The 22681-nt window shown below is 57.6% G+C and carries 25 protein-coding genes; 8 read left to right on the top strand and 17 right to left on the bottom strand.

Going from position 1 to position 22681, the window contains the following annotated elements:
* Window positions 1-58 precede the first annotated feature (58 nt).
* Window positions 59-1462 carry an aminotransferase-like domain-containing protein gene (locus tag ACR3E7_RS05010; RefSeq protein WP_480504335.1) on the bottom strand — a complete coding sequence of 468 codons (1404 nt, stop codon included), beginning with the start codon at window positions 1460-1462 and terminating at the stop codon, window positions 59-61.
* Window positions 1463-1561: 99 nt separating this feature from the next.
* Here ACR3E7_RS05010 and ACR3E7_RS05005 point away from each other — a divergent pair, with 99 nt between their 5' ends.
* Window positions 1562-1789 carry a DUF1127 domain-containing protein gene (locus tag ACR3E7_RS05005; protein ID WP_170769722.1) on the top strand — a complete coding sequence of 76 codons (228 nt, stop codon included), beginning with the start codon at window positions 1562-1564 and terminating at the stop codon, window positions 1787-1789.
* 59 nt (window positions 1790-1848) lie between these two features.
* On the opposite strand, the gene ACR3E7_RS05000 is transcribed toward ACR3E7_RS05005, so the two are convergent.
* Window positions 1849-2292 carry a PaaI family thioesterase gene (locus ACR3E7_RS05000; RefSeq protein ID WP_480504336.1) on the bottom strand — a complete coding sequence of 148 codons (444 nt, stop codon included), beginning with the start codon at window positions 2290-2292 and terminating at the stop codon, window positions 1849-1851.
* 58 nt (window positions 2293-2350) lie between these two features.
* Between ACR3E7_RS05000 and ACR3E7_RS04995 the strand changes: the two genes are divergently transcribed.
* The 4 genes from ACR3E7_RS04995 to gluQRS all read left to right on the top strand — a co-directional run bounded on the left by ACR3E7_RS04995 (window position 2351) and on the right by gluQRS (window position 6258).
* On the top strand, window positions 2351-3136 hold the full coding sequence (locus tag ACR3E7_RS04995) for an enoyl-CoA hydratase (RefSeq protein ID WP_480504337.1): 786 nt from the start codon (window positions 2351-2353) through the stop codon (window positions 3134-3136).
* Window positions 3137-3390: 254 nt separating this feature from the next.
* Window positions 3391-4731: a methylenetetrahydrofolate--tRNA-(uracil(54)-C(5))-methyltransferase (FADH(2)-oxidizing) TrmFO gene (gene trmFO, locus ACR3E7_RS04990; RefSeq protein ID WP_480504338.1), complete on the top strand. Its 1341-nt coding sequence runs from the start codon at window positions 3391-3393 to the stop codon at window positions 4729-4731.
* Between the two features lie 37 nt (window positions 4732-4768).
* Window positions 4769-5383 (top strand): class I SAM-dependent DNA methyltransferase, encoded by a 615-nt coding sequence (locus ACR3E7_RS04985; protein ID WP_480504339.1) that lies wholly within the window; start codon window positions 4769-4771, stop codon window positions 5381-5383.
* The gene (gluQRS, locus tag ACR3E7_RS04980; protein ID WP_480504340.1) at window positions 5380-6258 is read left to right on the top strand and encodes a tRNA glutamyl-Q(34) synthetase GluQRS; all 879 of its coding nucleotides are present in this window, start codon (window positions 5380-5382) and stop codon (window positions 6256-6258) included. Before ACR3E7_RS04985 ends, gluQRS begins: the two co-directional genes overlap by 4 nt.
* On the opposite strand, the gene hisI is transcribed toward gluQRS, so the two are convergent.
* The gene (gene hisI / locus ACR3E7_RS04975) at window positions 6244-6633 is read right to left on the bottom strand and encodes a phosphoribosyl-AMP cyclohydrolase (protein ID WP_170786709.1); all 390 of its coding nucleotides are present in this window, start codon (window positions 6631-6633) and stop codon (window positions 6244-6246) included. The two genes, gluQRS and hisI, sit on opposite strands and share 15 nt — an antisense overlap.
* Window positions 6634-6681: 48 nt before the next feature.
* On the opposite strand from hisI, the gene ACR3E7_RS04970 reads away from it, so the two are divergent.
* Window positions 6682-7134 carry an iron-sulfur cluster assembly scaffold protein gene (locus tag ACR3E7_RS04970; protein WP_170769715.1) on the top strand — a complete coding sequence of 151 codons (453 nt, stop codon included), beginning with the start codon at window positions 6682-6684 and terminating at the stop codon, window positions 7132-7134.
* A gap of 53 nt (window positions 7135-7187) precedes the next feature.
* Window positions 7188-7826 (top strand): MarC family protein, encoded by a 639-nt coding sequence (locus tag ACR3E7_RS04965; RefSeq protein ID WP_170769714.1) that lies wholly within the window; start codon window positions 7188-7190, stop codon window positions 7824-7826.
* A 188-nt stretch (window positions 7827-8014) separates the two neighbouring features.
* Here the strand turns inward: ACR3E7_RS04965 and ACR3E7_RS04960 are convergent, their stop codons facing one another.
* The 5 genes from ACR3E7_RS04960 to sciP all read right to left on the bottom strand — a co-directional run bounded on the left by ACR3E7_RS04960 (window position 8015) and on the right by sciP (window position 13672).
* Window positions 8015-8137 (bottom strand): hypothetical protein, encoded by a 123-nt coding sequence (locus ACR3E7_RS04960; RefSeq protein WP_269150150.1) that lies wholly within the window; start codon window positions 8135-8137, stop codon window positions 8015-8017.
* Window positions 8138-8249: 112 nt separating this feature from the next.
* Window positions 8250-10340 carry an ATP-dependent DNA helicase RecG gene (recG, locus tag ACR3E7_RS04955; protein WP_480504341.1) on the bottom strand — a complete coding sequence of 697 codons (2091 nt, stop codon included), beginning with the start codon at window positions 10338-10340 and terminating at the stop codon, window positions 8250-8252.
* Window positions 10337-12463: an NAD-dependent DNA ligase LigA gene (gene ligA, locus ACR3E7_RS04950; RefSeq protein ID WP_480504342.1), complete on the bottom strand. Its 2127-nt coding sequence runs from the start codon at window positions 12461-12463 to the stop codon at window positions 10337-10339. Before ligA ends, recG begins: the two co-directional genes overlap by 4 nt.
* 116 nt (window positions 12464-12579) lie before the next feature.
* The gene (gene ctrA, locus ACR3E7_RS04945) at window positions 12580-13296 is read right to left on the bottom strand and encodes a response regulator transcription factor CtrA (protein WP_480504343.1); all 717 of its coding nucleotides are present in this window, start codon (window positions 13294-13296) and stop codon (window positions 12580-12582) included.
* Window positions 13297-13378: 82 nt separating this feature from the next.
* Entirely contained in the window at window positions 13379-13672 is a 294-nt protein-coding gene (gene sciP, locus ACR3E7_RS04940; protein WP_480504344.1) for a CtrA inhibitor SciP, read from the bottom strand.
* 128 nt (window positions 13673-13800) lie between these two features.
* Between sciP and mnmA the strand changes: the two genes are divergently transcribed.
* Entirely contained in the window at window positions 13801-14946 is a 1146-nt protein-coding gene (gene mnmA, locus ACR3E7_RS04935) for a tRNA 2-thiouridine(34) synthase MnmA (RefSeq protein WP_480504345.1), read from the top strand.
* Here mnmA and ACR3E7_RS04930 read toward each other — a convergent pair.
* From ACR3E7_RS04930 to ACR3E7_RS04890, 9 genes are all read right to left on the bottom strand, one after another.
* Window positions 14943-15488, bottom strand: coding sequence for a carboxymuconolactone decarboxylase family protein (locus ACR3E7_RS04930; RefSeq protein ID WP_480504346.1), 546 nt, complete (start codon window positions 15486-15488; stop codon window positions 14943-14945). The two genes, mnmA and ACR3E7_RS04930, sit on opposite strands and share 4 nt — an antisense overlap.
* Window positions 15489-15566: 78 nt before the next feature.
* A complete protein-coding gene (locus tag ACR3E7_RS04925; RefSeq protein ID WP_480504347.1) occupies window positions 15567-16142 on the bottom strand; it encodes a hypothetical protein in 576 nt (191 codons plus the stop codon).
* Complete coding sequence (gene lpxB, locus ACR3E7_RS04920; protein ID WP_480504348.1) at window positions 16142-17299, bottom strand: lipid-A-disaccharide synthase; 1158 nt, start codon at window positions 17297-17299, stop codon at window positions 16142-16144. Before lpxB ends, ACR3E7_RS04925 begins: the two co-directional genes overlap by 1 nt.
* On the bottom strand, window positions 17299-18093 hold the full coding sequence (locus tag ACR3E7_RS04915) for an LpxI family protein (RefSeq protein WP_170786697.1): 795 nt from the start codon (window positions 18091-18093) through the stop codon (window positions 17299-17301). Before ACR3E7_RS04915 ends, lpxB begins: the two co-directional genes overlap by 1 nt.
* A gap of 4 nt (window positions 18094-18097) precedes the next feature.
* Window positions 18098-18883, bottom strand: a complete 786-nt coding sequence (gene lpxA, locus ACR3E7_RS04910; RefSeq protein ID WP_170786696.1) for an acyl-ACP--UDP-N-acetylglucosamine O-acyltransferase — start codon at window positions 18881-18883, stop codon at window positions 18098-18100.
* Entirely contained in the window at window positions 18880-19353 is a 474-nt protein-coding gene (gene fabZ / locus ACR3E7_RS04905) for a 3-hydroxyacyl-ACP dehydratase FabZ (RefSeq protein ID WP_170769704.1), read from the bottom strand. Before fabZ ends, lpxA begins: the two co-directional genes overlap by 4 nt.
* A gap of 72 nt (window positions 19354-19425) precedes the next feature.
* Window positions 19426-20007 (bottom strand): OmpH family outer membrane protein, encoded by a 582-nt coding sequence (locus ACR3E7_RS04900; RefSeq protein ID WP_237218056.1) that lies wholly within the window; start codon window positions 20005-20007, stop codon window positions 19426-19428.
* A 10-nt stretch (window positions 20008-20017) separates the two neighbouring features.
* The gene (bamA, locus tag ACR3E7_RS04895) at window positions 20018-22378 is read right to left on the bottom strand and encodes an outer membrane protein assembly factor BamA (protein WP_480504349.1); all 2361 of its coding nucleotides are present in this window, start codon (window positions 22376-22378) and stop codon (window positions 20018-20020) included.
* A 128-nt stretch (window positions 22379-22506) separates the two neighbouring features.
* Entirely contained in the window at window positions 22507-22635 is a 129-nt protein-coding gene (locus tag ACR3E7_RS04890) for a hypothetical protein (RefSeq protein ID WP_269149762.1), read from the bottom strand.
* Window positions 22636-22681: the final 46 nt, after the last annotated feature.

The following is a 22681-nucleotide window of genomic DNA, read 5'->3' as shown; positions in this document are numbered from 1 at the left end:
TCTCTTTTAAATGTCGTAAAAACAGTGACTTATAAAATAGGTATTATTTTACCCCAATTTAAACGCTGATTTGCTCGGGCGGGTTGTCCAACAGATTGCGCAGGCGCTGCATTGCATCTTCGAACCGTTCCAGCGAGACATGCCCGTTCATCGCAATGCGCACTGCATTCGGCGCGCGTCCATCGCGCAAGGCGAACTCATCGGCGGATCGCAGTTGGATCCCTTCCCGCTCAGCCGCCCGGCTAAATGCAGCAGCACGCCAGCCCGAGGGCAAGTTAAGCCAGACAAACGGCACATCAGGCGCCCAGTTCAGGTCAAACCCACCCAAAGAATTTACAGCCACGCGCACATATTCCCCCATCTTCTCGCGTACATCGCGGGCAATTCGCCGGGTGCGCGGGTCGGACAGCATGAGCCGGGTCAGTTCCGCCAGCGGTTGCGCCAATCCGAAATACCCGTATTCCGCCGACCTCCGCAGATCGACACTGCGCTCACGCGGGGCAATCGCAAAGCCCACCCGCAGCGCAGGCGTCAAAGTTTTGGAAATGGACGACACGTGCCATCCACGCTCGGGGGCCAGGGCGCGGTAGCTGGGCTCGCGTGCGTCGCCCATTCGGTAGCAATCATCCTCGATGATTTGCAGGTCAAAGCGACGGGCGACCTCGACAACTTCTTTGCGTCGCTCCAGGGGGGTATGCGCGCCAGTCGGGTTCTGAACTTCCGGAGAAACGCAGACAGCCTGCGCTGGGTTTTGACGTAGGACGTGCTCCATCGCGTCGGGGTCAATGCCCCATTTGTCCATCTTCACACCGACCACCTCGGCCCGCATCAGCTCTCCGGCGCGGCGGAACCCGGCATAGGACAGGTCCTCGACCAGGACCAAAGGTTTGGGACCACGCAGAATGGTTTGAAACACAAGGCACAATCCGTTCTGCCCGCCATGTGTCAGTACAATATCGTTATGCGACAACGGCCCCAATGGCAGATCGGATAGCCAGTCAACTACGGCCTGGCGCATCGGTATATACGCGTCGCGGGTAGGATAATTCAGAAACAGCCCCGGATTGGATTGCGACACCTTTTGCAAGCACTCCCGGATCAGAGCCACCTGCCCTACATCCGCCAGTCGCGGGCTAAACAGGCTGACGCTGGCATTGTACTTGTCGTCGCGCAGATGCAACTGCCGCGCCCAGACATCATCCAGAATCGGCGATTTCGGCGGGGCCACGAATGTACCGCGCCCCACCTCGGCTTGTAACAATCCCTCATCTGTCAGAATCGTATACGCACGCGCAACGGTGCCCGGCGTAATTTGTAACCGATACGCCAGTTCTCGTACCGGAGGCAGCTTAGTTCCGACCTCCAATAATTTGTTATCAATAGCTTTTCGAATTGTATCGGCCACAAGTGTATACTTAGGTCCCTTGGATTTCGATAGAGACTCCGGCCAAATTGTATCCATTACAATTCTTCCTTTGATTTTGACACAATGTCGAATGTATCAATCACATATACCGAACATATTACGTTTGTGTCAATACAATTTGAAAGGATACCCAAGATGACACGCGCAATGCACACCCCCGCCCTTTTGCTGCTGAACGACAGCCCTCGGCTGCCGCTGATCGCATCGCTGGCCGTGCGGTTTGCGGCGACTGTCACAAAGTGGGAGCGACAGCGCCGCAGCAGAGTCAATTTGTCGAAGCTGGATGATCGGTTGCTGCGTGATGTCGGGTTGACCCGAGATCAGGCCAACCGCGAAATCGAACGCCCGTTCTGGCACGGGTAAGATATCCCCAGTCCCTTTATTGGGACCTCTTCCTTGGCCGGGCTCGTCCCGGCCATTTTTTATCCGAATGCCGCGGCGGCAGACCCCTCGGGCGGCAGCGAATAGGTCATCGTGGCACGTGCAACGGGTTTGTCAGAGCCTTTCGAATACATCAGCACATCGCCTACGGCCAAAGCCTTTCCCAGCTTCAACAGGGTGCAGCGTGCGATCATGTCTTGGTCTCCATCGGGTTTGCGCATGAAGTCCATCGAGCAGCCAGTTGTGACGGCCAGAGATTGTCGGCCCTTGCGCGCAAGAATGATCGCGTAGACACAGACATCGGCCAGACCGAACATGGACGGCCCTGAAACCGTACCACCCGGCCGCAAGTGCCGGTCTTCGACCACCAACCGCATGGTGATTGTGTCCTCGGTCAGGTCCTCGACCACAAAGTCCCGATGCACCTGCGGAAAGACCTGTTTCATATAGGCAGTCAATTCTTCCCGGTCTAAGGCCAATGACATGCTTCCCCTCCTCGATTTGCCGACCTAGAGTTGGCCTCACATCAGATCGGAGGGCAAGATGGGAATTCTGGAACGCAGCGACACCGGAGCGGTCGCAAGGCTGACGATGAACGCGCCGGAACGTCTGAATGCCCTCAGCGACGAAATGCTGGCGGCACTGCAAACCGAGTTTGATGCCCTGCGCGACGACCGGTCTATCCGCGCGGTGGTCCTGTCGGGCGCGGGCAAAGCTTTTTGCGCGGGCCACGATCTGAAGCAGATGACAGCGGGGCGTCAAAGCGAAGATGGGGGCAAGGCCTATTTCCAGGACTTGTTCAGCAGATGCGCACAGATGATGCTGACAATTCAGTCTTTGCCTCAACCTGTCATCGCTCAGGTTCATGGCATCGCGACGGCCGCTGGATGCCAGCTGGTTGCCACTTGCGATCTGGCCGTGGCGGCAGAGACGACGCGGTTCGGCGTCAATGGCGTGAATATCGGCCTGTTTTGTTCGACACCCATGGTTGCGCTCAGCCGCAATATTCCCCGAAAACAAGCGTTTGAAATGCTGACCACAGGCGATTTCATAACGGCTGAACGTGCGGCAGAACTGGGGCTGATCAACCGGGCCGTGCCGGAAATGCTGCTGGAGCATGAGGCACAATCCCTTGCGGAACAACTGGCGGAAAAGTTGGGATCGGCAGTGAAAATCGGTAAGGAAGCGTTCTATCAGCAGCTCGATATGCCCATTGAACAAGCCTACGCACATACCGGCGAAGTGATGGCGCAGAACATGATGCACCGGGATACCGAGGAAGGAATCTCTGCATTTATCGAAAAAAGAACGCCAAATTGGGAACAATAACGCAATTGTTTCTTGGGAATTCTGCCCGATTCCGCATTTTGGGACTTTTCAAAACGGCGACACTGTGGCAATGCTGAGACAAGGCTATGGCCTGAAAACCGATTTTGGGTCGCCGTAGGCGGAAGGTCCCTCCAGCTGGTCTCTCTCACCGGCGTTGACATTCCCGCAGCGGCGACCCCAAAATTTCCCTTCTTCAGACAATCTGACCCAACAGGTGTTTGCGTTGACGCGTGCTCTGCCCTATGTGGCTGCGCATGACACAGAAACTGCATATCGTGGGCGGCGGCATGGCCGGGTCCGAGGCTGCCTGGCAGGCGGCGGAAATGGGCGTGGATGTTATGATCCACGAAATGCGGCCCAAAGTGGGCACCTTTGCGCACCAGACCGGTAACCTGGCCGAGATGGTTTGCTCGAACTCCTTCCGTTCGGATGATGATGAACAGAACGCCGTTGGCTTGCTGCATTGGGAGATGCGCGCCGCGAACGGGTTGATTATGACAACCGCTGATGCCCATCGGCTGCCGGCAGGCGGCGCCCTGGCGGTGGATCGTGATCCCTTTGCCGAATCCGTGACAGCCAAGCTACGGGCCCATCCACGTGTCGAGGTGTCCGAGGGGGAAGTAACCACCCTGCCCGATGACGGCCAATGGATTTTTGCAACCGGGCCACTGACTTCGGCTGCGCTGGGTGAGGCGATCCGGGCGGAAACCGGCACCGACTCGCTCGCCTTTTTCGATGCAATTGCACCCATCGTCTATGCCGACAGCATCGACATGAGCCAGGCCTGGATGCAGTCGCGCTATGACAAGGGCGAGACCGAGGAAGAGCGCACCGCTTATTTGAACTGTCCGATGGACCGCGACCACTACGAGGCATTCATTGATGCCTTGTTGGCTGCTGACAAGACCGAGTTCCACGAAGGCGAAACCGCCGGGTATTTCGATGGCTGCCTCCCGATCGAGGTGATGTCGGAACGCGGCCGTGAAACCCTGCGCCATGGTCCGATGAAACCCGTTGGCCTCACCAATCCGCACCAGCCCGATGTGAAGCCTCATGCCGTTGTGCAACTGCGCCGCGACAATGCATTGGGCACGCTATTCAATATCGTGGGCTTTCAGACCAAGATGAAATACGGCGCGCAAACGGATGTTTTCCGTATGATTCCGGGGCTGGAGAATGCAAGTTTCGCGCGGCTGGGCGGGATTCACCGCAATACGTTCATTAACTCTCCAACCCTTCTGGACGCACAGATGCGGTTGAAGTCCAGACCCAACATTCGTTTTGCCGGGCAAATCACCGGGGTCGAGGGCTATGTCGAAAGCGCCGCTATGGGCCTGCTGGCCGGGCGGCTGGCTGCGGCGCAGATTCTGGGGAAAGAGTTGCCAAATGTGCCGCAAGACAGCGCCATGGGCGCACTGATCCATCACATCACAGGCGGTGCTGAGGCCAAGACCTTTCAGCCGATGAATGTGAATTTCGGCCTGTTCCGCCCGGTCGATGGGCTGAAAGGTGGCAGACGTGGCCGCAAGGACCGCTACAAGGCCTATACAGATCGGGCCAAGGCGGCGTGGTCAGACTGGCTGGCGCATTGCTGACTGGACGCAACGCGCAGTACCGGCCTAACATGGGGGCATGAGCGACGAATACATGAAAGACGTCTACGGGCTGGACACTCCCGAGGCAACCCGCGACCACTATCAGAAATGGGCATCCTCATACGATAGCGAGGTCGCATCGCACGGCTATATTACCCCAACCCGTGTGGCCGAGGCGCTGTGGTCGAAACTCCCCGAACCTCAGACGGCGATCCTTGACTATGGCTGCGGCACCGGGCTGTCTGGTCAGGCGCTGCGGACCGCCGGGTTCGAAGTTATCGACGGCATAGATCCCACAACCAGAATGCTGGAAGAGGCCGAATCCAAAGGCGTTTACCGGCAGTTGTCCTCATTCGAGATTTCCAATCCCAATCCGGTTAACGCAGGGGCCTATAAGGCGATTGCAGCCATCGGTGTTATCAGCGTCGGAGCGGCACCTCCTGAGACTTTCGACATGCTGATGAAGGCGCTGCCCAAGGGTGGATTGTTGGCGTTTTCATTTAATGATCACACGCTTAAGGATTACAGCTACACCTGTCGATTGAACGATTGGCTTGATATCGGGGCCGCCCGGCTGCTTTTTCGGGAATACGGTCCGCACCTGCCGGGTATGGACCTGAAATCTGACGTCTACATTGTTGAAAAAGCGTGATTTTCACCACTCGGTTTGCGCCATCCCCAACCGGCCCTCTTCATCTTGGTCACGCTTATTCGGCTTTGCTGGCCAGCGACTTGGCGCGGCAGCACGAAGGTCAGTTCTTGCTGAGGATCGAAGACATTGACCGCACCCGCGCTCGTTCACATTGGGAAGAGCAGATTTACGACGACCTATCATGGTTGGGTTTGACATGGCCCGAACCCGTCCTTCGGCAGTCGACGCGGATGGAGGTATATGAGATCGCGTTGCAGCAATTGTGGTCACGCGGCCTTCTGTATCCCTGCACCTGCAACCGGCGCGATATTGCCGCGGCGGCCAGCGCACCACAAGAAGGCGCGCCTTTGCTGGGACCAGACGGTATCGTTTATCCCGGTATGTGCCGCGAGAAAGCAGATCGCTCAGGTCCGGTGCCACGCGATATTCCGCTGCGTCTGGACATGCAGAAAGCCGCGCAAACTGTTAAGGTCACGAATGAATTTCAGTTCTTTGAAACCGGTTGCGGACCATGTGGAAGCACGGGCTGTGTCTTCTTCTCGGATCGGGAACTGACCGACACAATCGGAGATGTCGTGCTGTCCCGGCGAGATATGGGCACGTCGTACCACCTGTCGGTAGTGCTGGACGATGCCGCGCAGAATGTGACGCATGTGGTCCGTGGGCAGGATTTGTTCGACGCCACCCGCATTCATGTGGTTCTGCAGGCGCTTCTGGATCTTCCCCAGCCCATCTACCACCACCACAAACTGATCCGCGATGATGCTGGCAAGAGATTGGCTAAACGCGACGATGCGCGCGCCATCTCGAAATACCGCGACGAGGGCGTTTCGCCCGCCGATATCCGCGCTATGATCGGGTTAGACCATCGGTGACATCAGTTCTGTTTCGTCACCGTCGCGCACAGCGGTGTAGAAACAGCTACGCCGGTTCGTATGGCAGGCCGGTCCTGTTTGCCGAACAATCACCAACAGGCAATCTCGGTCGCAATCCACGCGGAAGTCGACCAACTCTTGTACGTGGCCCGAGCTTTCGCCCTTTGTCCAAAAGGATTGTCGGGACCGGGACCAATACGTCACCCGACCGGTCTGCAACGTTTTACGGATGGCATCTGCGTTCATCCACGCCATCATCAGCACTTCGTTGCTGTCTGCGTCCTGTGCGATGGCCGGGATCAGCCCAGCCTCGTTGAACGTCAGGGTCAATGGGTCAAAAGTCGCAGGGGTCGTCATCGTAAAAACCTTTTGCATCCGGGTGGATGCTTACTATGTATGGGGAACACGAACCGAGGGAAAGCCATGTCCGGCGACAATGATCTGATCAAGCTGTATTCCGGCCGTATTCTGGCGCTGGCGGCGGATATTCCGCATCTGGACCGCCTGAGCGATCCCGACGCGACGGTGAAGAAACGCTCGCCCTTGTGTGGGTCGACGGTGACTGTGGATGTCAAGCTGACGGACGGTCGGATTTCAGAGTTTGGACAGGATGTGAAAGCCTGTGCTTTGGGTCAGGCCTCGGCCGCTGTTGTTGGCGGAGCGGTGATCGGTGCCACCCGTGCTCAGGTCGAAGCCGCGCGGGATCAACTGGCGGCCATGCTTAAGAAGGACGGCCCTGCCCCCGATGCACCGTTTGACGGGCTTGAGGTGCTGATGCCTGCGCGTGACTACAAAAACCGGCACGCGTCGATCCTGTTGGCTTTGGATGCGACCGCCGAAGCAATGGAACAGGCCGAGCAAGCCAACTGCGCCTGAACATGGCGTTTTTCGCGCATCCGGTCTAACCTTTTGGAAATGCAGGGGGCGCGGTGAACAATCTGCTTGAACATTTTGTAACGCTGTGGGTCGTCATTGATCCCATCGGCACCATTCCGGTCTTCATAGCGGTGACAGCTGGACTGGGCGCTGCAGCACGACGAAAAATGGCGCTGTTAGCCTCGGTGATCAGTGCCGGAGTTTTGTTGTTCTTCCTCGTCTTCGGTCAATTGTTGATCGAGGCGTTGGATATCGGTCTCAATTCCTTTCAGGTCGCAGGTGGGATCATCCTGTTTCTTTTTGCGCTGACTATGATCTTTGGCGAAAGCAAACAGGATGTGGAACAACGCGCCGCTGAAGATGACGAGAAAGATACGTCGCACCAGCACAATCCGGCGATCTTCCCACTGGCGGTGCCGTCTCTGGCCTCGCCCGGCGCCATGCTGGCCATCGTGATTCTGACCGACAACAACCGATATAGCATTGCGGATCAGGGGATTACGGCCCTGGTTATGATCTCGGTCATCGCCATTGCGTTTGTATTGATGCTGCTGGCTGAGCCGATCATTCGCCTAATTGGCCACTCGGGCGCTGCGATTATCAGCCGGGTCATGGGGATGATCTTGGCTTCGGTCGCTGTGAACTCAGTTTTGTCGGCAGTGCTCGAGATTATTCGCACCGGACAGCTCTAAGAAAAAAACCGCCGCACCTTCCGGGCGGAAAGGGCGGCGGCAGGTTGTGCGTGTCTCATGTGGGGTCCGGTATACCGCACGGGGCCGAGGCATGGCCCCTTCAAGGGAATTGGGACAGGCAGGTCACCCTTGACTGAGATGGGGATGACAGCGCGGCGTTGTCGGCATGAGATCGCAGGCAGAAAGGGTCAGAACGCTCCGGGCAGGTGCAGGGCAACCATCAGGATAACGACCAAAGACACAGCACCGGCAGCATCTTGCAGCAAAGTGGCGTGCGAGCGGCTGATAGCGGTTTTGATCTGGGTCAGCATGAGGTCACCTCCGGTCAGAGCTTTAATCCTTTGTTGACCTTTTGTTCTCATATTTTACCGAGTCGGTAAAGAACTTTTTAAGAACATTTGTGAACTTGCGCGAACTTTTCGACTAACCCACTGAAATTAAACGGATCGCCTGATCCTGCCGCATCATCCACAAAAGAACACGAACTGCCCGGCCCCGATCCGAGGTCAGCTTGGGGTCTTTGGCCAGCAGCGCGCGCGCATCCGTCTGGGCCGTTGCCATCAACCCGGCTTGTCGCTCGATATCCGCAATTCTGAATTTTGGCAGGCCTGATTGGGCGGTCCCGATCAAATCGCCCGCACCGCGCATCTCAAGATCGGTTTCCGAGATGCGAAATCCGTCTTCGGTTTCGCGAAGAATCTCCAGCCGTTTCCGACCGCCGTCCGTTAGCGGAGGTTGATACATCAGCAGACAAGTCGAATCCGCTTCACCCCGCCCGACCCGACCGCGCAGCTGATGCAACTGCGCCAGTCCAAAAATCTCGGCGCGTTCGATCACCATGATCGACGCGTTGGGTACGTTTACACCAACCTCAATCACGGTGGTCGCGACCAGAACCTTTGTCTTTCCTTCCTGAAAGGCTTTCATCGCGGCATCCTTGTCGGCTGGCGGCATCTGACCGTGAACCAGCCCCACGATCCCTTCCCCCAGAACCGCGCGCAACCTTTTGAACCGTTCTTCTGCGGCGGTCAGATCCGACACTTCGGATTCGTCGACCAGCGGGCAAACCCAGTAGCACTGACGTCCCTCGTCGATGGCCCGCCGCAGATGGGCGACGATTTCATCAATCCGTTCCGTGCTGATCACCGCTGTTTTCACAGGCTTTCGCCCAGGTGGTTTTTCGTCCAGAACCGAAACGTCCATGTCCCCATACTGCGCCAACGCGAGACTGCGTGGGATCGGCGTCGCCGTCATCACTAACACATCCGCGCCCTGTCCCTTTTCTGATAACTCCATCCGTTGCCGCACACCGAACCGGTGTTGTTCATCCACGATGGCAAGGCGCAAATCCCGGAAGGCGACATCAGATTGGAACACCGCATGAGTGCCGACGAGGATATGGATATTACCCTGTTGTAACGCTTCAAGCTTAGCGCGCCGCTCCGCGCCTTTATCGCGCCCGGTAAGGATCTCCAGCACGATCCCCGCGCTTTCCGCCAATGGGCGCAACCCTTCCAGATGCTGGCGCGCCAGAATCTCGGTTGGGGCCATCATGACACCCTGCCCGCCAGCCTCGACAGCGACCAACAGTGCCATGAAAGCCACCAGCGTTTTACCAGCGCCGACATCGCCCTGAAGCAAGCGGTTCATCCGCGCGTCCGAGGCCATATCCTCGGTGATCTGATCAATCGCCCGCATCTGCGCGCCGGTGGGTTTGTAGGGCAAATCTGCCAGAACCCTGGATTGCAACCGCCCGGTCGCCACACTGACAATCCCCCGCGCCTTGCGTTCCCGTTGACGCGCGAGGGCCAAAGTCACCTGATGCGCAAAGAACTCATCATAAGCCAATCGCGCTCGCGCCGGGGCATGAGGTGACACGTCATCTGCCCCCAAGGGGTTGTGCGCCGCAGTAACCGCATCGAACCAGTTAGGCCACTGCTCTCTGCCGATCTGTGACGGATCTATCCACTCTGCCAGTTTCGGCGCCCGCGCAAGCGCACTGCGCGCAGCCTTATAGGCCGTTTTTTGGGTCACGCCTTGCGTCAGATGATAAACGGGTTCGAATTCTGGGATATTCCCTGCGCTCTCGATCGGGAGAATGTGGTCGGGGTGTACCATCTGCGCCATTCCGTCGAACAGCTCCAACTTTCCCGAAACCACACGCCGATCGCCCTGCGGCAACACCTTTTTCAGGTAGTCCCCGCGGGCATGGAAAAACACAAGCTGAAATTCTGTCTGCGCATCTTCGACATGAACGCGATAGGCACCACCCTTGTTTCGTGCGGGCCGATGCGCACCGACCGTGACCTCTACCGTCAGGGTCGAAGGTAAATCCGCCCCTTGGATCGTGTCCCGCCGTCGCCGGTCGATCACGGCGTAAGGCAGACCGAACAGGACATCTCGCGGCGCTTCGGTCCCGCTTTGGGTCAAAAGCTGCGCCGTCTTGGGACCAACCCCATCAAGCGTTTCCAACCCGGCAAACAGGGGAAACAGGATTTCTGGTCGTCCGGTCATGCCGCGCCTATCAGGTGTAGCCAGCCATCCTCGTCCAACGTTTCGATGCCAAGCTCGGCGGCCTTTTTGGCCTTCGACCCCGCGCCGGGGCCCGCCACCAACAGGTCGGTTTTTTTGCTGACCGAACCTGACACCTTGGCCCCAAGCGCCTCGGCACGTGCTTTCGCCTCGGCCCGCGTCATTTTTTCAAGCGTGCCGGTGAAAACCACGGTCTTTCCGGCCACCGGACTGCCATCGGTGTCGGGCCGTTTGGCTGGTTGAACTTCAAGCTGCGCGACCAGAGCGTCGATGCTCGCCCGCTCGGCCTCTTGTGCGAAGGCGGACACAAGCGCGCGCGCCATCACCTCGCCGATGCCGTCAATGCTCAGCAATTCATCCCATTCCGGCCCTTCGAACCCGGAGGCGGCCGTCACCGCCCGCTCAAATTCAGACCATTCTCCGTAATGGGTCGCCACCAGGTTTGAGGCCGCCTCGCCCATGTGGCGAATCCCAAGGGCAAACAGCAGCCGCCCAAACGGGATAAGGCGTTTTTCGTCAATCGCAGCCCAAAGGTTGCCCGCGCTTTGCGCACCCCATCCCTTGCGATTGGCCAGCTTATTCAGATTTGCCGCGTCACGCGTTTGCAGCGTGAAGATATCGACGGGCGTTTTGACGGACAGATCAGGATCGTCATAGAACATTTCGATCTGTTTGGCCCCTAGACCTTCAATGTCGAAGGCCTTGCGTGAGACGAAATGTTTCAGTTTTTCAGTGGCCTGTGCGGGGCAAATGATGCCGCCCGTGCACCGCCGAACGGCATCACCTTCCTCGCGGATTGCCTGGCTTTGGCATTCCGGACAGGTATTCGGAAAGGTGAATTCGACCGCATCATCAGGGCGTTTTGAGATATCAACATCTGCAATTTTTGGGATCACATCCCCTGCGCGATAGACCTGCACCCAGTCGCCGACGCGAATATCTTTGCCGTCCCGGATGGTCCCGCCTTTGGCGTCGCGCCCGGCAATGTAGTCTTCATTGTGCAGGGTCGCGTTCGAGACGACCACACCGCCGACCGTCACCGGGTGTAGCCGAGCCACAGGACTGAGCGCTCCGGTACGACCGACCTGGATGTCGATGGCCTCCAACCGGGTCCAGGCCAGTTCAGCGGGGAATTTATGAGCGATCGCCCAACGTGGCGTGGTCGACCGGAACCCCAATCGCGCTTGCAACGCAAGATCATTGACCTTGTAGACGACACCATCAATGTCATAGCCAAGTGTTGCCCTCTGGGCTTCGATCCCACGATAGTGGTCCAGCATATGATGCGTCGTCTCACACAGGGCCGTCAGGGGGTTGGTCGAAAAGCCGTACTGCTTAAGCCGTTCAATGGCGCCCATTTGCGTCTCAGCCAAGGGCGCGGACGTTTCTCCCCAAGCATAAGCGAAAAAGCGCAATGGTCGCGCCCGAGTAATCGCCGAATCCAGTTGCCGTAGCGATCCTGCAGCCGCGTTTCGTGGGTTGGCGAATGTCTTCTCGCCTGCCTCCGCTTGCCGCGCGTTCAACTGATCGAAATCCGCGTGCGACATGTAAACCTCGCCCCGCACTTCGAGCACCGCTGGAGCATTCTCCAATCGGTGCGGAATGTCCGAGATGGTGCGTGCATTGGCGGTGACGTTTTCGCCAACCTCGCCATCTCCACGCGTTGCGGCTTGCACCAAGTGGCCGTCTTTATACCGCAAGGACAGGGACAGGCCGTCAATCTTGGGTTCAGCCGTAAACGCTAGCGGAGCATCGTCGCCAAGGCCCAAATATTTTCGGATTGAACGGGTGAAGTCGCCGACATCTTCATCATCGAACGCATTCCCCAGCGACATCATGCGTACGGCGTGGGTCACTTTTGAAAACCCATCACCCGGCTTGGCGCCGACCTGGTCGGATGGGCTGTCTGCGCGTTTCAGATGGGGAAAGCGCTTCTCGATCTCGGTATTGCGACGTTTGAGATCATCATATTCCGCGTCCGAAATCTCGGGCGCGTCCTGCGTGTGATACTGCGTATTGGCCCGCGCCAGCAGTTCGGCCAACCGCGCAAGTTCTGCGCGCGCGCTGTCTTCTGTCAGCTCTGAAACCGGAAGTGAATCGCCCATAGCCCCGCCCTGTCACGTCTTCTTGGACCTCAGTGATAGGGCGAGGCCATGGTCAGGTCCAGATGTGCTGTTCAGTGAGTGAGGGAGCCGCCCCGGACCAAAGCCGCAGATCTGTTTTAGGCCCCGACGGCCATGCGACGTTCATCGACGCTGTTGCTTTGCGGGTCGCGCAGCACATAGCCCCGGCCCCAGACGGTTTCGATGTAGTTGTCACCACCCGTTGCATTGCTGAGTTTCTTACGCAGTTTGCAGATGAATACGTCGATAATCTTCAGCTCGGGCTCATCCATTCCACCATAGAGATGGTTCAGGAACATCTCTTTGGTCAGCGTTGTGCCTTTTCGCAGGCTCAGAAGTTCGAGCATCTGGTATTCCTTGCCGGTCAAATGCACGGTCTTTCCTTCGACCTCGACGGTCTTGGCATCAAGGTTCACAGCGACCTGACCGGTGTGAATGACCGATTGCGAATGCCCCTTGGAGCGTCGTATGATTGCGTGAATGCGGGCCACCAGCTCTTCGCGGTGGAAAGGCTTGGTCATATAGTCATCTGCGCCAAAGCCGAAGCCCTTGATCTTGCTTTCGGTATCATCTGCGCCCGACAATATCAGAATCGGTGTTTCAACGCGCGCAACGCGCAATTGGCGCAAAACCTCACGGCCGTTCATGTCCGGCAGGTTCAGGTCCAGCAAAATCAGGTCGTAGTCATAGAGTTTTGCCAGATCGATCCCTTCCTCACCCAGATCCGTCGCATAGACGTTCAGGTTGGCGTGCGTCAGCATCAGCTCGATGCTTTTCGACGTGGTGGGGTCATCCTCGACAAGAAGTATACGCATTTACTGCTCCAATTCGGTTCAATTTACCAATTCAAACTGAGCCTGATCAAAAATGGTTAATCTGACGTTACCGTTGAATCATTTATTCACGCTCTACTTTAGGTTGTCGATATTTTTTTAATGAAGTTGCCTTCAGAGCGTCTGTTCCATGCTTTGCCACGGCTGAAACCCACGAGTTGAACTCCTCATCGCTTAGCCCATAGCGTTTCTTGGCATCCGACAGTGCGATCAAGCCATATAGTACCCCGCGCACTACTATTGCCTTGCGCGACGCCACCCAGCGTGTCGTGTCGTCCGGTGGCAGGTCTGCACGCGATAAAACCGTTCCATCCGGCAGGGTTACGGACCGTGGCCCTTCAACTTTGTGCAAATACATCTTTCCAACCTTTTCTGCTGCGACAAAGCTGACACCAGCCTACTTAATGTGCGGTGAAACCGCCTCTTGAGAGTGTGTAGAATTTTCCTATATTCTGCCGGTCTTTCTTAACCCGCACTGGAATCGTCATGGCCCTCGATACCGAGACCCCTCTGAACTCGCTTGGCTTTGCCAAACCGCCCTCGGAAACGCGGGTGGTTGTCGCTATGTCCGGTGGCGTGGACAGTTCCGTTGTGGCAGCGCATCTGGCCGATCAGGGCTATGACGTGGTCGGCGTGACCTTGCAGCTCTATGACCATGGCGCGGCCTTGGCCAAGAAAGGCGCCTGCTGTGCGGGTATCGACATCCACGATGCGCGGCGTGTGGCGGAAGAACGTGGCTTTCCCCACTATGTCCTGGACTATGAGAACATCTTCAAGGACGCGGTGATTGACGAATTCGCCGACAGTTATTTGGCCGGTGCCACCCCGGTGCCCTGCATCCGTTGCAATGAGCGGGTGAAGTTCAAGGACCTGCTGGAAACCGCCAAGGACCTTGAAGCCGACTGCATGGCCACCGGTCACTATATTCAGCGCAAGATGGGCCCCAACGGTCCCGAGTTGCACAGCGCCAAGGATGCGAACCGCGATCAGTCCTATTTCCTGTTCTCCACCACGCCTGAACAGTTGAACTACCTGCGCTTTCCTCTGGGCCACCTGCCCTCGAAGGATGCGACGCGCGAGATGGCAGCACAGTATGGCCTGGCTGTGGCCGACAAGCCGGACAGTCAGGACATCTGCTTTGTGCCCAACGGCAACTATGCCAGCGTTATCGAGAAACTGCGCCCCGGCGCAGCTGAACCGGGTGAGATCGTGCATGCCGATGGCCGTGTATTGGCGCAGCATGACGGAGTGATCCACTACACAATCGGTCAACGCCGCGGCCTGGGCATCGGCGGGCTGACCGAGCCGCTTTATGTGGTCAAGTTGGATGTGGACAAGAAACAGGTCGTCGTCGGCCCCAAAGACATGTTGGCCACCCGCACGATCCCGGTGCGCGAAATTAACTGGTTGGGTGATGAACCATTTACGTCTCGTGATGAATGGCATCTGAAGGTCAAAGTCCGCTCGACCCGCCCCCCGCGCGAGGCAATCATTCGTCCCCTGTCCGACACCACCGCCGAGGTTGAACTGCTGACGCCCGAGGAAGGCGTCTCACCCGGCCAGGCCTGCGTGTTCTATGCATCTGAGGGCAGCCGCATCTTTGGCGGCGGCTGGATCTGGCGCGGCTACTAGGCCGAAACGGGCGTGACCTCGGTCTCGATCTCGACTTGCAGCGCATCGTTGAAGCGGTTGAACGCGCCGGTCAGGGCAATGCGCCATGTCAGCTCCACGATCTGAGAATCGTTGAACCATGCGCGCAGGTCCGAGACTTCGGCATCGCGCATCCGGCCTGACCGCGTCGTGACCGCCTCGGCATAGCGAACGACCGCTTTGTCGCAATCGTCCAGTTCGGGGTGATTTTCGACATTCGGCAGACGCGCCGCGCCTTCAGGGCTTAGCCCGGTCACGGTCAGTTGTGGTGTATGATGCGATACGCAATAGTCGCAGGCGTTCAATTTGGACACCGTAACCATCGCCAGTTCCAATGCACGGCGCGGCAGGTTTTCCTGCGCCTTGAATGCCGTCAGCATCTCAGCCACGTGTTCCAACACCGCAGGGCTATGGGCAGCAATGCGCGCCCAATTGTCGAATGGCCCATACGCCCCAAGCAGGGCCCGAGACGCGCGCGCGGCCTCGGTCATGTCGTCGTCGACGAGGGGCGGAATTCGGGACATCAAATTTCTCCTTCACCGGACATGGCTGGTCTTGGCGGTGGGCCATAAAGACCTGATAGGGCCGATTTGGTCAACGCATCACAGCAGATCGGTGGGCGAGTTGAACAGGATATAGAGCCCGACGCACACCATGACATAGGGCGCGATCCGGTCCAGGCGCGCCACTTGCGGCCCAAGGCTTTTAGCCCGAGGCGCCCCCCAAGCCGCCACCGCGACCAATAGGAACGCGGCCACTACAGCACCCAGCAGGGCAGCCAGTCGGAAAGAAGGTGTGGAATCGGCCAGTAGCGGGGTCATGACGGCAAAGCTGTCGACCGACAGGCTGAGAAACAGGGTTACAACCGAACTGACAGCACCTTTCGCGCTTATGTCCTCGCCCGCGTCCCCGCGATATTGCTGCCAGATGCCGCGCAAGCCGAACACCAAGGGGATGACGCCCAGATATCCAATCCACTCGGGGATGCCGCTTTGATCAAGCCCGATTGCCACGATCATGGCAAGGGACAAGACCATAGCCTGTGCGACCGCAAATCCTGCGATCGCGCGGCGTTGCTCGATAATCAGGATCAGGCCCAGCAGTACCGCCAGATTGTCCAGATTGGTCGAGATCATGGCCAATCCGGCCGAGACCGCAAAAAGAACGTGGTCGAGCATCAGCCTGCCATCCGCTCCAGCACGGCGCGGGCAGCGCGTAGACCCGGCGCTTCGCCACCCCGGCCCAGCCGCTGCATTGTCTCAGCCATCGCCTGCTGTTGAAGATCGGGCGTTGCCGCCACCTGCCCCAACGCCTCGGCGATCTTGTTTGGCTGGCAGTCATCAAGCAGGCATTCGGGCACGGTGCGGGTCTCGGACACCAGATTGACCAGTGTGACGGTATCGAGTTTGACCATCCGCTCGGCCATCTTTTGCGTCAGCCAGCTCAAACGATAGGCGATGACCATCGGCGTCGCCTGCGCTGCCAGTTCCAGTGACACGGTTCCAGAGGCAGCCAGAGCCAGATCGGCGGCTGCAAAGGCCGCGCGTTTTTGTGCGGTTGCCTCATCCGCGGGCAAGTTGCGGGGATCTACAACAACTGGATTACCGGGCCAGTTTTCCAGATGCGCCTGAACCGTCTCGACCATATGAGCTACGGCAGGTACCACTATGCGCGTATCGAGGTGATCGCGCAGATAAAGGTCAAGTGCCTGTCCAAAGACTGGGGCCAAGCGATCAACCTCGCCCCGGCGCGAACCGGGCAAGGTCAAGAGGATCGGCGCATTCCCCAGATCATAAGCGTTGCGGAACGCGGCAATATCGTCCTCGGTTGCTATGGGTTCACTTGCGACGGGATGGCCGACGAAATCACATTCCATCCCCGCGCGTTCCATATAGGGCGGCTCGAACGGCAATAGCGCCAGAACGTGGTCGATGACCTTGGCCATCTTGTCCGCCCGCCCCGGTCGCCATGCCCAGACGCTGGGGGCCACGTAATGCACCGTACGAATGTTGCTTTGCGCTTTTACCAGCTTGGCGACGCGAAGCGAGAAATCGGGGCTGTCGATGGTGATCAAAACATCAGGTTGCATGTCCAGAACTGCCTGAGCAGTCTCGGCTATGCGACGTTTGAGATGAAAGAACTTAGGCAGGACCTCGACCAGCCCCATCACCGAAAGCTCGGACATGGGAAAGCGGCTGTTTAATCCTTGCGCCTGCATCAGAGGGCCGCCGACCCCGTCGAACTGCACATCGGGTTGAAGACTGCGCAGCCCTTCCATCAGTGCGCCACCCAAGCGGTCGCCCGACGGTTCACCGGCGACCACGAAAACGCGCATCAGTTCGTCCGCTCGCGCACGTAAAGAAACAGTCCCAGCCGGTCACATTCGGCGATGACTTGCGGCCGTTGCAGCACCATCACCCCACCCTTTTCAATGACGATACCAGACAGCCCGGCGGCCACTGCATCCGCGACGGTATCCGGGCCAATCGCAGGCAAATCGGCACGTCGATCCTGATCGGGTTTGGGGGCCTTGAACAGGACGCCTCCGCCCGCATCGGGCCGTTGTGTCAGCGATTTCAGCATCCAGGCGGTCCCGAAAATCCCCTCGACCGCCAGCGCTTGCCCCTTCGAGACGACGCAAGCTTGCCCGATATCCGCAGCACCCATGGCGCGAACGATCCCAGCTGCTCGATTGGCGTCAGACAGGTCCGCGTCCGATGGCTGAGCCTCGGTCAGCGGTCCAAGAGCTGGCAAAAGGGCTGGCACGATTTCATGGGCGGCACGGACCTGTAGGCCCGCATCTTCAAAAATCCCGATCACCGCTCGCAAGGCCCCATCGTCGCCGGACATGATGGCCTGTTGCAAGATGGGCACCAAAGGCATGGTCGCGGCATCAATCCGGCTTGGATCAATTGCAGGGCGCCGCACCGCGCCTGCCATGCAAATCTGCGTTACGCCGCGTGCTTTCAAATCCGCGATGAATGTCCCCAACTGCTCAAGCGGGAAGGTCATATCCACGTCCAGAGTGTCGGGCGCGAACCCTTCCATCGCGCAGATCACCGGGCGGTTAGCCAGTTGGTCGACCACCTCGGTTGGCAAAGCGCCGGTTCCCGCAATCACGGCCAGCATGGGCTTACTTCCTCGGTGTCAGGAAAGAGCGGTCGGTCTGCCCGGTTACGAAGTCCACGATCCGCTGGACATATTCGCTTTCATTCTTGGCTCCGACGCGATGGGCGCGCTCCATGAATGTACCGTCGCCGGTCGAAAGTTCTTTGAACGCCGCCCGCAGGGCCGAGATGTCTTCGCGCGACACACCTTTGCGTTTCAAGCCGACCAGATTCAGCCCGTCCAGTTCCCCGCGCGGAGCCTGAACAAGGCCATAAGGGATCACATCATTGGGGACCATGGTCAAAGCACCGATGATTGCGCCACGACCGACACGCACCCATTGGTGCAGACCCGAGATACCGCCAACGATCACGTCGTCCTCGATGATGCAATGCCCAGCGGCACCCGCATGGTTTACCATGATCACACGATTACCGATCTGAACGTCATGAGCCACATGGACGCCTGCCATCAGAAGACAGTCATCGCCGATCCGGGTCACGCCACCACCACCCTCGGTGCCGGTGTTTACCGTTACATGCTCGCGAATGCGGTTGCGTTTGCCTATCTCCAGCCGCGTGTTTTCGCCACCGAATTTCAAGTCCTGTGGGATTTCACCGATGACCGAGAAATTGAAAACGACGGTTTCATCGCCGATCACCGTATCGCCGGTGACCACAACATGCGACTTCAACTCGACCCGGTCGCCCAGCTTGACCTGAGAACCGACATAGCAAAACGGCCCGATGACACAGCCTTCACCGACTTGCGCACCGTCTTCGATGATCGCGCTTGGGTGAATGCCGCTCATGTCGTTTTTTCCATGTCCCAGTCCACATAGGCAGAGAATTCGGCCTCGGCCGCAACTTCGCCATCAACGGTCGCGCGGCCGGCGAATTTGAAGATCTTGCCGCCCTTCTTACCGCGCACGGTTTCCACATGCATTTCCAGCACATCACCGGGTACGACCTTGCGGCGGAATTTGCACTTGTCGATATTCATGAAGTAGATCAACAGCTCGCTGTCGATCACGTCCATGCCGACACCAAGCATCACACCTGCGGTTTGCGCCATCGCTTCGACGATGGTGACACCGGGCATGATTGGGGTGCCGGGAAAGTGGCCCTGAAAATGGGGCTCGTTCATGGTGACATTCTTGATGCCAACGGCGGATTGATAGCCTGAGATATCGACAACTTTATCAACCAGCAAAAACGGATAGCGATGTGGCAAGATCCGCTGGATCAGCTGAATATCTGCGCTTTTTGTTTCCGAGGTCATCTTTTGGTCGTCCCGTTATGGATTTCTCTTGGACGCGTGGTTAGCAACACAGCGCCGCAAGGGCAAGCGAACCTATTGGTCGCCATTCTTTTCAAGGGCGCTACCATCGCCAATGGCCGCATTGATCCGTCCAATCGCGATCTCGGTCACATCGGTCCTGTCCGAGCTTAGAAAGACGCTGGAGCGTTCAATAATCACGGTCGCGCCAGAGTCGCGCAACAGTTCAATGAGAACCGGCTGGATCATTTCAAAAAACAACTGTTGCGCCTCATCGCTGCGACGCGCCAAGGCATCCAACTTGGCCCGTTGGCCATCTCTGTGGGACTGAACTTTGCTGTCGAATGCCTCGGCCAAGGGACGGAACTCATCTGCTGGCATTTCAGCCCGCTTTTCGGTCAATTCTTTTTCTTCGCGGCTTAACTCAGCCACGATGCGCTCGTTTTCATCTGCCAGCAAAGTTCCTTCAGCCTCAATCTCGCGCAATATGCGCTGACCGAAGGCAGAATCCGAATACAAACGGTCGCTGGAAATCGTCAGCACGGTCGTTTCTGGCACACCCAGTTGCTGTGCCTCAAGCGGTAGCGCTAAGGCATGGATGAAAATAAAATACAGGGCCCAGATAGGGCCCTGTAGATACGACTTCCAGAAGCTCATCATGAACGGATCAGAACCGTGCCTGAATGGTCAGGTCAAAGTTCTGTTCCTGGTCAAAATCTTCTTTCACGATCGCTTTCGAGAAGTTGAAGCGCAGCGGACCAAAGGGTGTCGTCCAAAGCACGGAAACACCAACAACGTGTCGGACCGACCCGTCCTCGCCCACGATATCCGCTCCTGCTGTGTTCACATCATCCAGATTGTAGAGGTTGCCGACATCATAGAACACCCCGCCCCGCAGGCCCAGTTCTTCGGGCAGGCCCAAAGGAAAGTCCGATTCAAACCGAGCGACCCAGTAATAGTTGCCACCAATGGCGTCATCCTGACCATTCGACAGGTCACGCGGACCCAGACCGGCAGGTTCAAAACCGCGGAATGTGCTGGGGCCAAGAACAAAACGGTCGACTGTGCGGCTGAAATCATCCCCCGTCCAGTGCAATGCGCCCAGTTCGAAAGAGGCACGCAGAACCACCTCTTCGCTCAGGACGCGAGTTTGGGCGATCGCGCGGGCCGTCGTCTGGAAGAACTCATTGTCACCACCCAGACCTGCGGCATCAACGCCAACCTCAAACAGCACTCCGGCATTGGGGTTCAGGCCACCACGACGGCTGTCATACACATACGAGACACCAAGAGCGCTCGTTGTCCGTTCGCCCTGCGCAATCTCGGACGCGACGACAACACCGTTCACTTCGTCGTCCTGCTGCGTCATCTCACTGCGATCCCACTCATAGCGCAGACGCAGAGAAGACAGTTCACCGATGGCGTAGCTCAGCTGGGGACGGAAGAACAGGCTGTCGGTGTCAAAGCTGGCAAAGCTCGAGTTTGTAGTCGCCAGGCCCAGACCCACATCGAATTGCAGTCGGCGTCCCAGCAGGAAAGGTTCAGTGAAATTCAACGTATACTGTTCCGAGTCCTGCGCCGTCGACAGGTTCAGCCCTAGGGTTTGTCCGCGACCCAGAAAGTTCGTCTCGGTCAGGCCAACCGCGATACCGAAACCATCCGAGGCGGAGAAGCTACCGCCAAGGCTCAACGAGCCAGTAGGCTGTTCCTCGACATCCACATCGACGATGACTTGACTGGGGGTTGAGCCTTCGCGCGGTTCGACTTCAGCGTTGGCAAAGAAACCCAGAGCCCGAATTCGCTCAGCGGCCTGACGGATCTCGCGTGGATTGAACGGATCACCCTCGACCGTATCGAATTGGCGGCGAATGACACGGTCAAGCGTGGTGGTGTTGCCCTCGATATCGATCCGTTCAACAAAGATGCGCGGACCACGGGTCAGGACAAACTCGACGTCCAGGGTCAATTCGCGCGCATTGCGCGTCACCCGTGGCTCAACCCGCAGGAAATCGACGCCTTGTTTAAGGCCCAACCGCTCTTGCCGGGCGATCGAATTTTCCACCAAAGACGGGGTGTAGGTCACCCCAGGTTTGATTTTGAGCGCCGCTTGGTACTCCGCCGCGTTCACCCCTGGGATTTCACTGACTGTTGTGATGTTCCCGAACGAGAATTTCTGCCCCTCGGTAATGTTCATAACCAGGAAAAAGGCGTCCCGCTCCTGAGTGAATTCAACATTAGTGCTGTTGACGCGGAAATCGACATAGCCACGGGATAGGTAGAAATCCCGAATGACCTGTTTGTCGAACTCAATCCGGTCGCCGATGAACGTATCGCTGCGAATGAAAGTCCGAAGTATGTTTGCCTGCTTAGACTCCAGCACGCGACGCAAGCGACGGTCGGTGAAGGCGCGGTTACCCACAAAGCTGACACGCTCCACCTCGATCGTGGTGCCTTCGGACACTTCAAACACAAGGTCGACGCGGTTGTCACTGCGTCGGATAATGCGCGGAATAACCGTCGCTGACACCCGGCCCTGCGCCGAATAGATCTGCGCGATCAAATCTGCATCGGCTTCGGCAACCTGAGGCGTAAAGACACGTCGGGGTTCTGACGAAATCGCCTCGAGCAAGACATCATCTTTGACCCGGCGATTCCCTTCAACGCTGATCTGGTTGATCGTCGGATATTCCTGAACCTCGATCACCAATGTATTGCCGCGCGGCGTCAGTTCGACTGTTTCAAAAACACCACTGTCAAGCAAACGCTGAAACGCGTCATTCAGTTCACCCGCGGTGACAGTCTGCCCCGGTTCGATCCCTGTTCGAGCGATAATCGTGGACGTTTCGATCCGCCGGTTACCCTCAACCTCGAAGGAGTTGATGATGAAACTTTGCGCCTTTGCCGATTGTGGCAGGGCAACTAAACCCACCAGAACAATAAAGGAAAAAACGGATAGCGCCCGCCACAAAATCTTGTTTGCCAGCGTCTGCCCTCCGCAGGATGTGCCTGCGCCTCGCCGATCAGTCATATTTTTCTCTACCCAAAATTATAGGACTTAGAAGCTGAGTAACGGGATTAATTATTCTTGTCAAAAGCCCAAAACAGAAAGCGGCCCAATGGGCCGCCAAACACTTTTAAATTCTGGTGATCACAGAATCACATGCTGATCAAATAGGCCCAGCCTGCCATCGCAATTGCCGTCGCCGCAAAGAACAGGATCGAGTCCCAGTTCAGCATGAACAGGAAGCTGAAGCTTCGATAGGATTTTTTCAGCGCCTTTGCCATTGTAGCCTCTGACTCAGTTTGGATTTGGTCACAAACCTACAGATTG

The sequence above is a fragment of the Ruegeria sp. BK1 genome (genome assembly GCF_056535645.1).
Note: the sequence above shows the minus strand (reverse complement) of the source record. Positions and strands in the feature narration are given on the sequence as shown.

What these genes read in the sequence shown, in the direction of transcription:
- ACR3E7_RS05010 (WP_480504335.1), bottom strand. Translation starts at nt 1,462, where the DNA reads ATGGATACAATTTGGCCGGAGTCTCTATCGAAATCCAAGGGACCTAAG.
- ACR3E7_RS05005 (WP_170769722.1), top strand. Translation starts at nt 1,562, where the DNA reads ATGACACGCGCAATGCACACCCCCGCCCTTTTGCTGCTGAACGACAGC.
- ACR3E7_RS05000 (WP_480504336.1), bottom strand. Translation starts at nt 2,292, where the DNA reads ATGTCATTGGCCTTAGACCGGGAAGAATTGACTGCCTATATGAAACAG.
- ACR3E7_RS04995 (WP_480504337.1), top strand. Translation starts at nt 2,351, where the DNA reads ATGGGAATTCTGGAACGCAGCGACACCGGAGCGGTCGCAAGGCTGACG.
- trmFO (WP_480504338.1), top strand. Translation starts at nt 3,391, where the DNA reads ATGACACAGAAACTGCATATCGTGGGCGGCGGCATGGCCGGGTCCGAG.
- ACR3E7_RS04985 (WP_480504339.1), top strand. Translation starts at nt 4,769, where the DNA reads ATGAGCGACGAATACATGAAAGACGTCTACGGGCTGGACACTCCCGAG.
- hisI (WP_170786709.1), bottom strand. Translation starts at nt 6,633, where the DNA reads ATGCAAAAGGTTTTTACGATGACGACCCCTGCGACTTTTGACCCATTG.
- ACR3E7_RS04970 (WP_170769715.1), top strand. Translation starts at nt 6,682, where the DNA reads ATGTCCGGCGACAATGATCTGATCAAGCTGTATTCCGGCCGTATTCTG.
- ACR3E7_RS04960 (WP_269150150.1), bottom strand. Translation starts at nt 8,137, where the DNA reads ATGCTGACCCAGATCAAAACCGCTATCAGCCGCTCGCACGCCACTTTG.
- recG (WP_480504341.1), bottom strand. Translation starts at nt 10,340, where the DNA reads ATGACCGGACGACCAGAAATCCTGTTTCCCCTGTTTGCCGGGTTGGAA.
- ligA (WP_480504342.1), bottom strand. Translation starts at nt 12,463, where the DNA reads ATGGGCGATTCACTTCCGGTTTCAGAGCTGACAGAAGACAGCGCGCGC.
- ctrA (WP_480504343.1), bottom strand. Translation starts at nt 13,296, where the DNA reads ATGCGTATACTTCTTGTCGAGGATGACCCCACCACGTCGAAAAGCATC.
- sciP (WP_480504344.1), bottom strand. Translation starts at nt 13,672, where the DNA reads ATGTATTTGCACAAAGTTGAAGGGCCACGGTCCGTAACCCTGCCGGAT.
- mnmA (WP_480504345.1), top strand. Translation starts at nt 13,801, where the DNA reads ATGGCCCTCGATACCGAGACCCCTCTGAACTCGCTTGGCTTTGCCAAA.
- ACR3E7_RS04930 (WP_480504346.1), bottom strand. Translation starts at nt 15,488, where the DNA reads ATGTCCCGAATTCCGCCCCTCGTCGACGACGACATGACCGAGGCCGCG.
- ACR3E7_RS04925 (WP_480504347.1), bottom strand. Translation starts at nt 16,142, where the DNA reads ATGCTCGACCACGTTCTTTTTGCGGTCTCGGCCGGATTGGCCATGATC.
- lpxB (WP_480504348.1), bottom strand. Translation starts at nt 17,299, where the DNA reads ATGCGCGTTTTCGTGGTCGCCGGTGAACCGTCGGGCGACCGCTTGGGT.
- ACR3E7_RS04915 (WP_170786697.1), bottom strand. Translation starts at nt 18,093, where the DNA reads ATGCTGGCCGTGATTGCGGGAACCGGCGCTTTGCCAACCGAGGTGGTC.
- lpxA (WP_170786696.1), bottom strand. Translation starts at nt 18,883, where the DNA reads ATGAGCGGCATTCACCCAAGCGCGATCATCGAAGACGGTGCGCAAGTC.
- fabZ (WP_170769704.1), bottom strand. Translation starts at nt 19,353, where the DNA reads ATGACCTCGGAAACAAAAAGCGCAGATATTCAGCTGATCCAGCGGATC.
- ACR3E7_RS04900 (WP_237218056.1), bottom strand. Translation starts at nt 20,007, where the DNA reads ATGAGCTTCTGGAAGTCGTATCTACAGGGCCCTATCTGGGCCCTGTAT.
- bamA (WP_480504349.1), bottom strand. Translation starts at nt 22,378, where the DNA reads ATGACTGATCGGCGAGGCGCAGGCACATCCTGCGGAGGGCAGACGCTG.
- ACR3E7_RS04890 (WP_269149762.1), bottom strand. Translation starts at nt 22,635, where the DNA reads ATGGCAAAGGCGCTGAAAAAATCCTATCGAAGCTTCAGCTTCCTGTTC.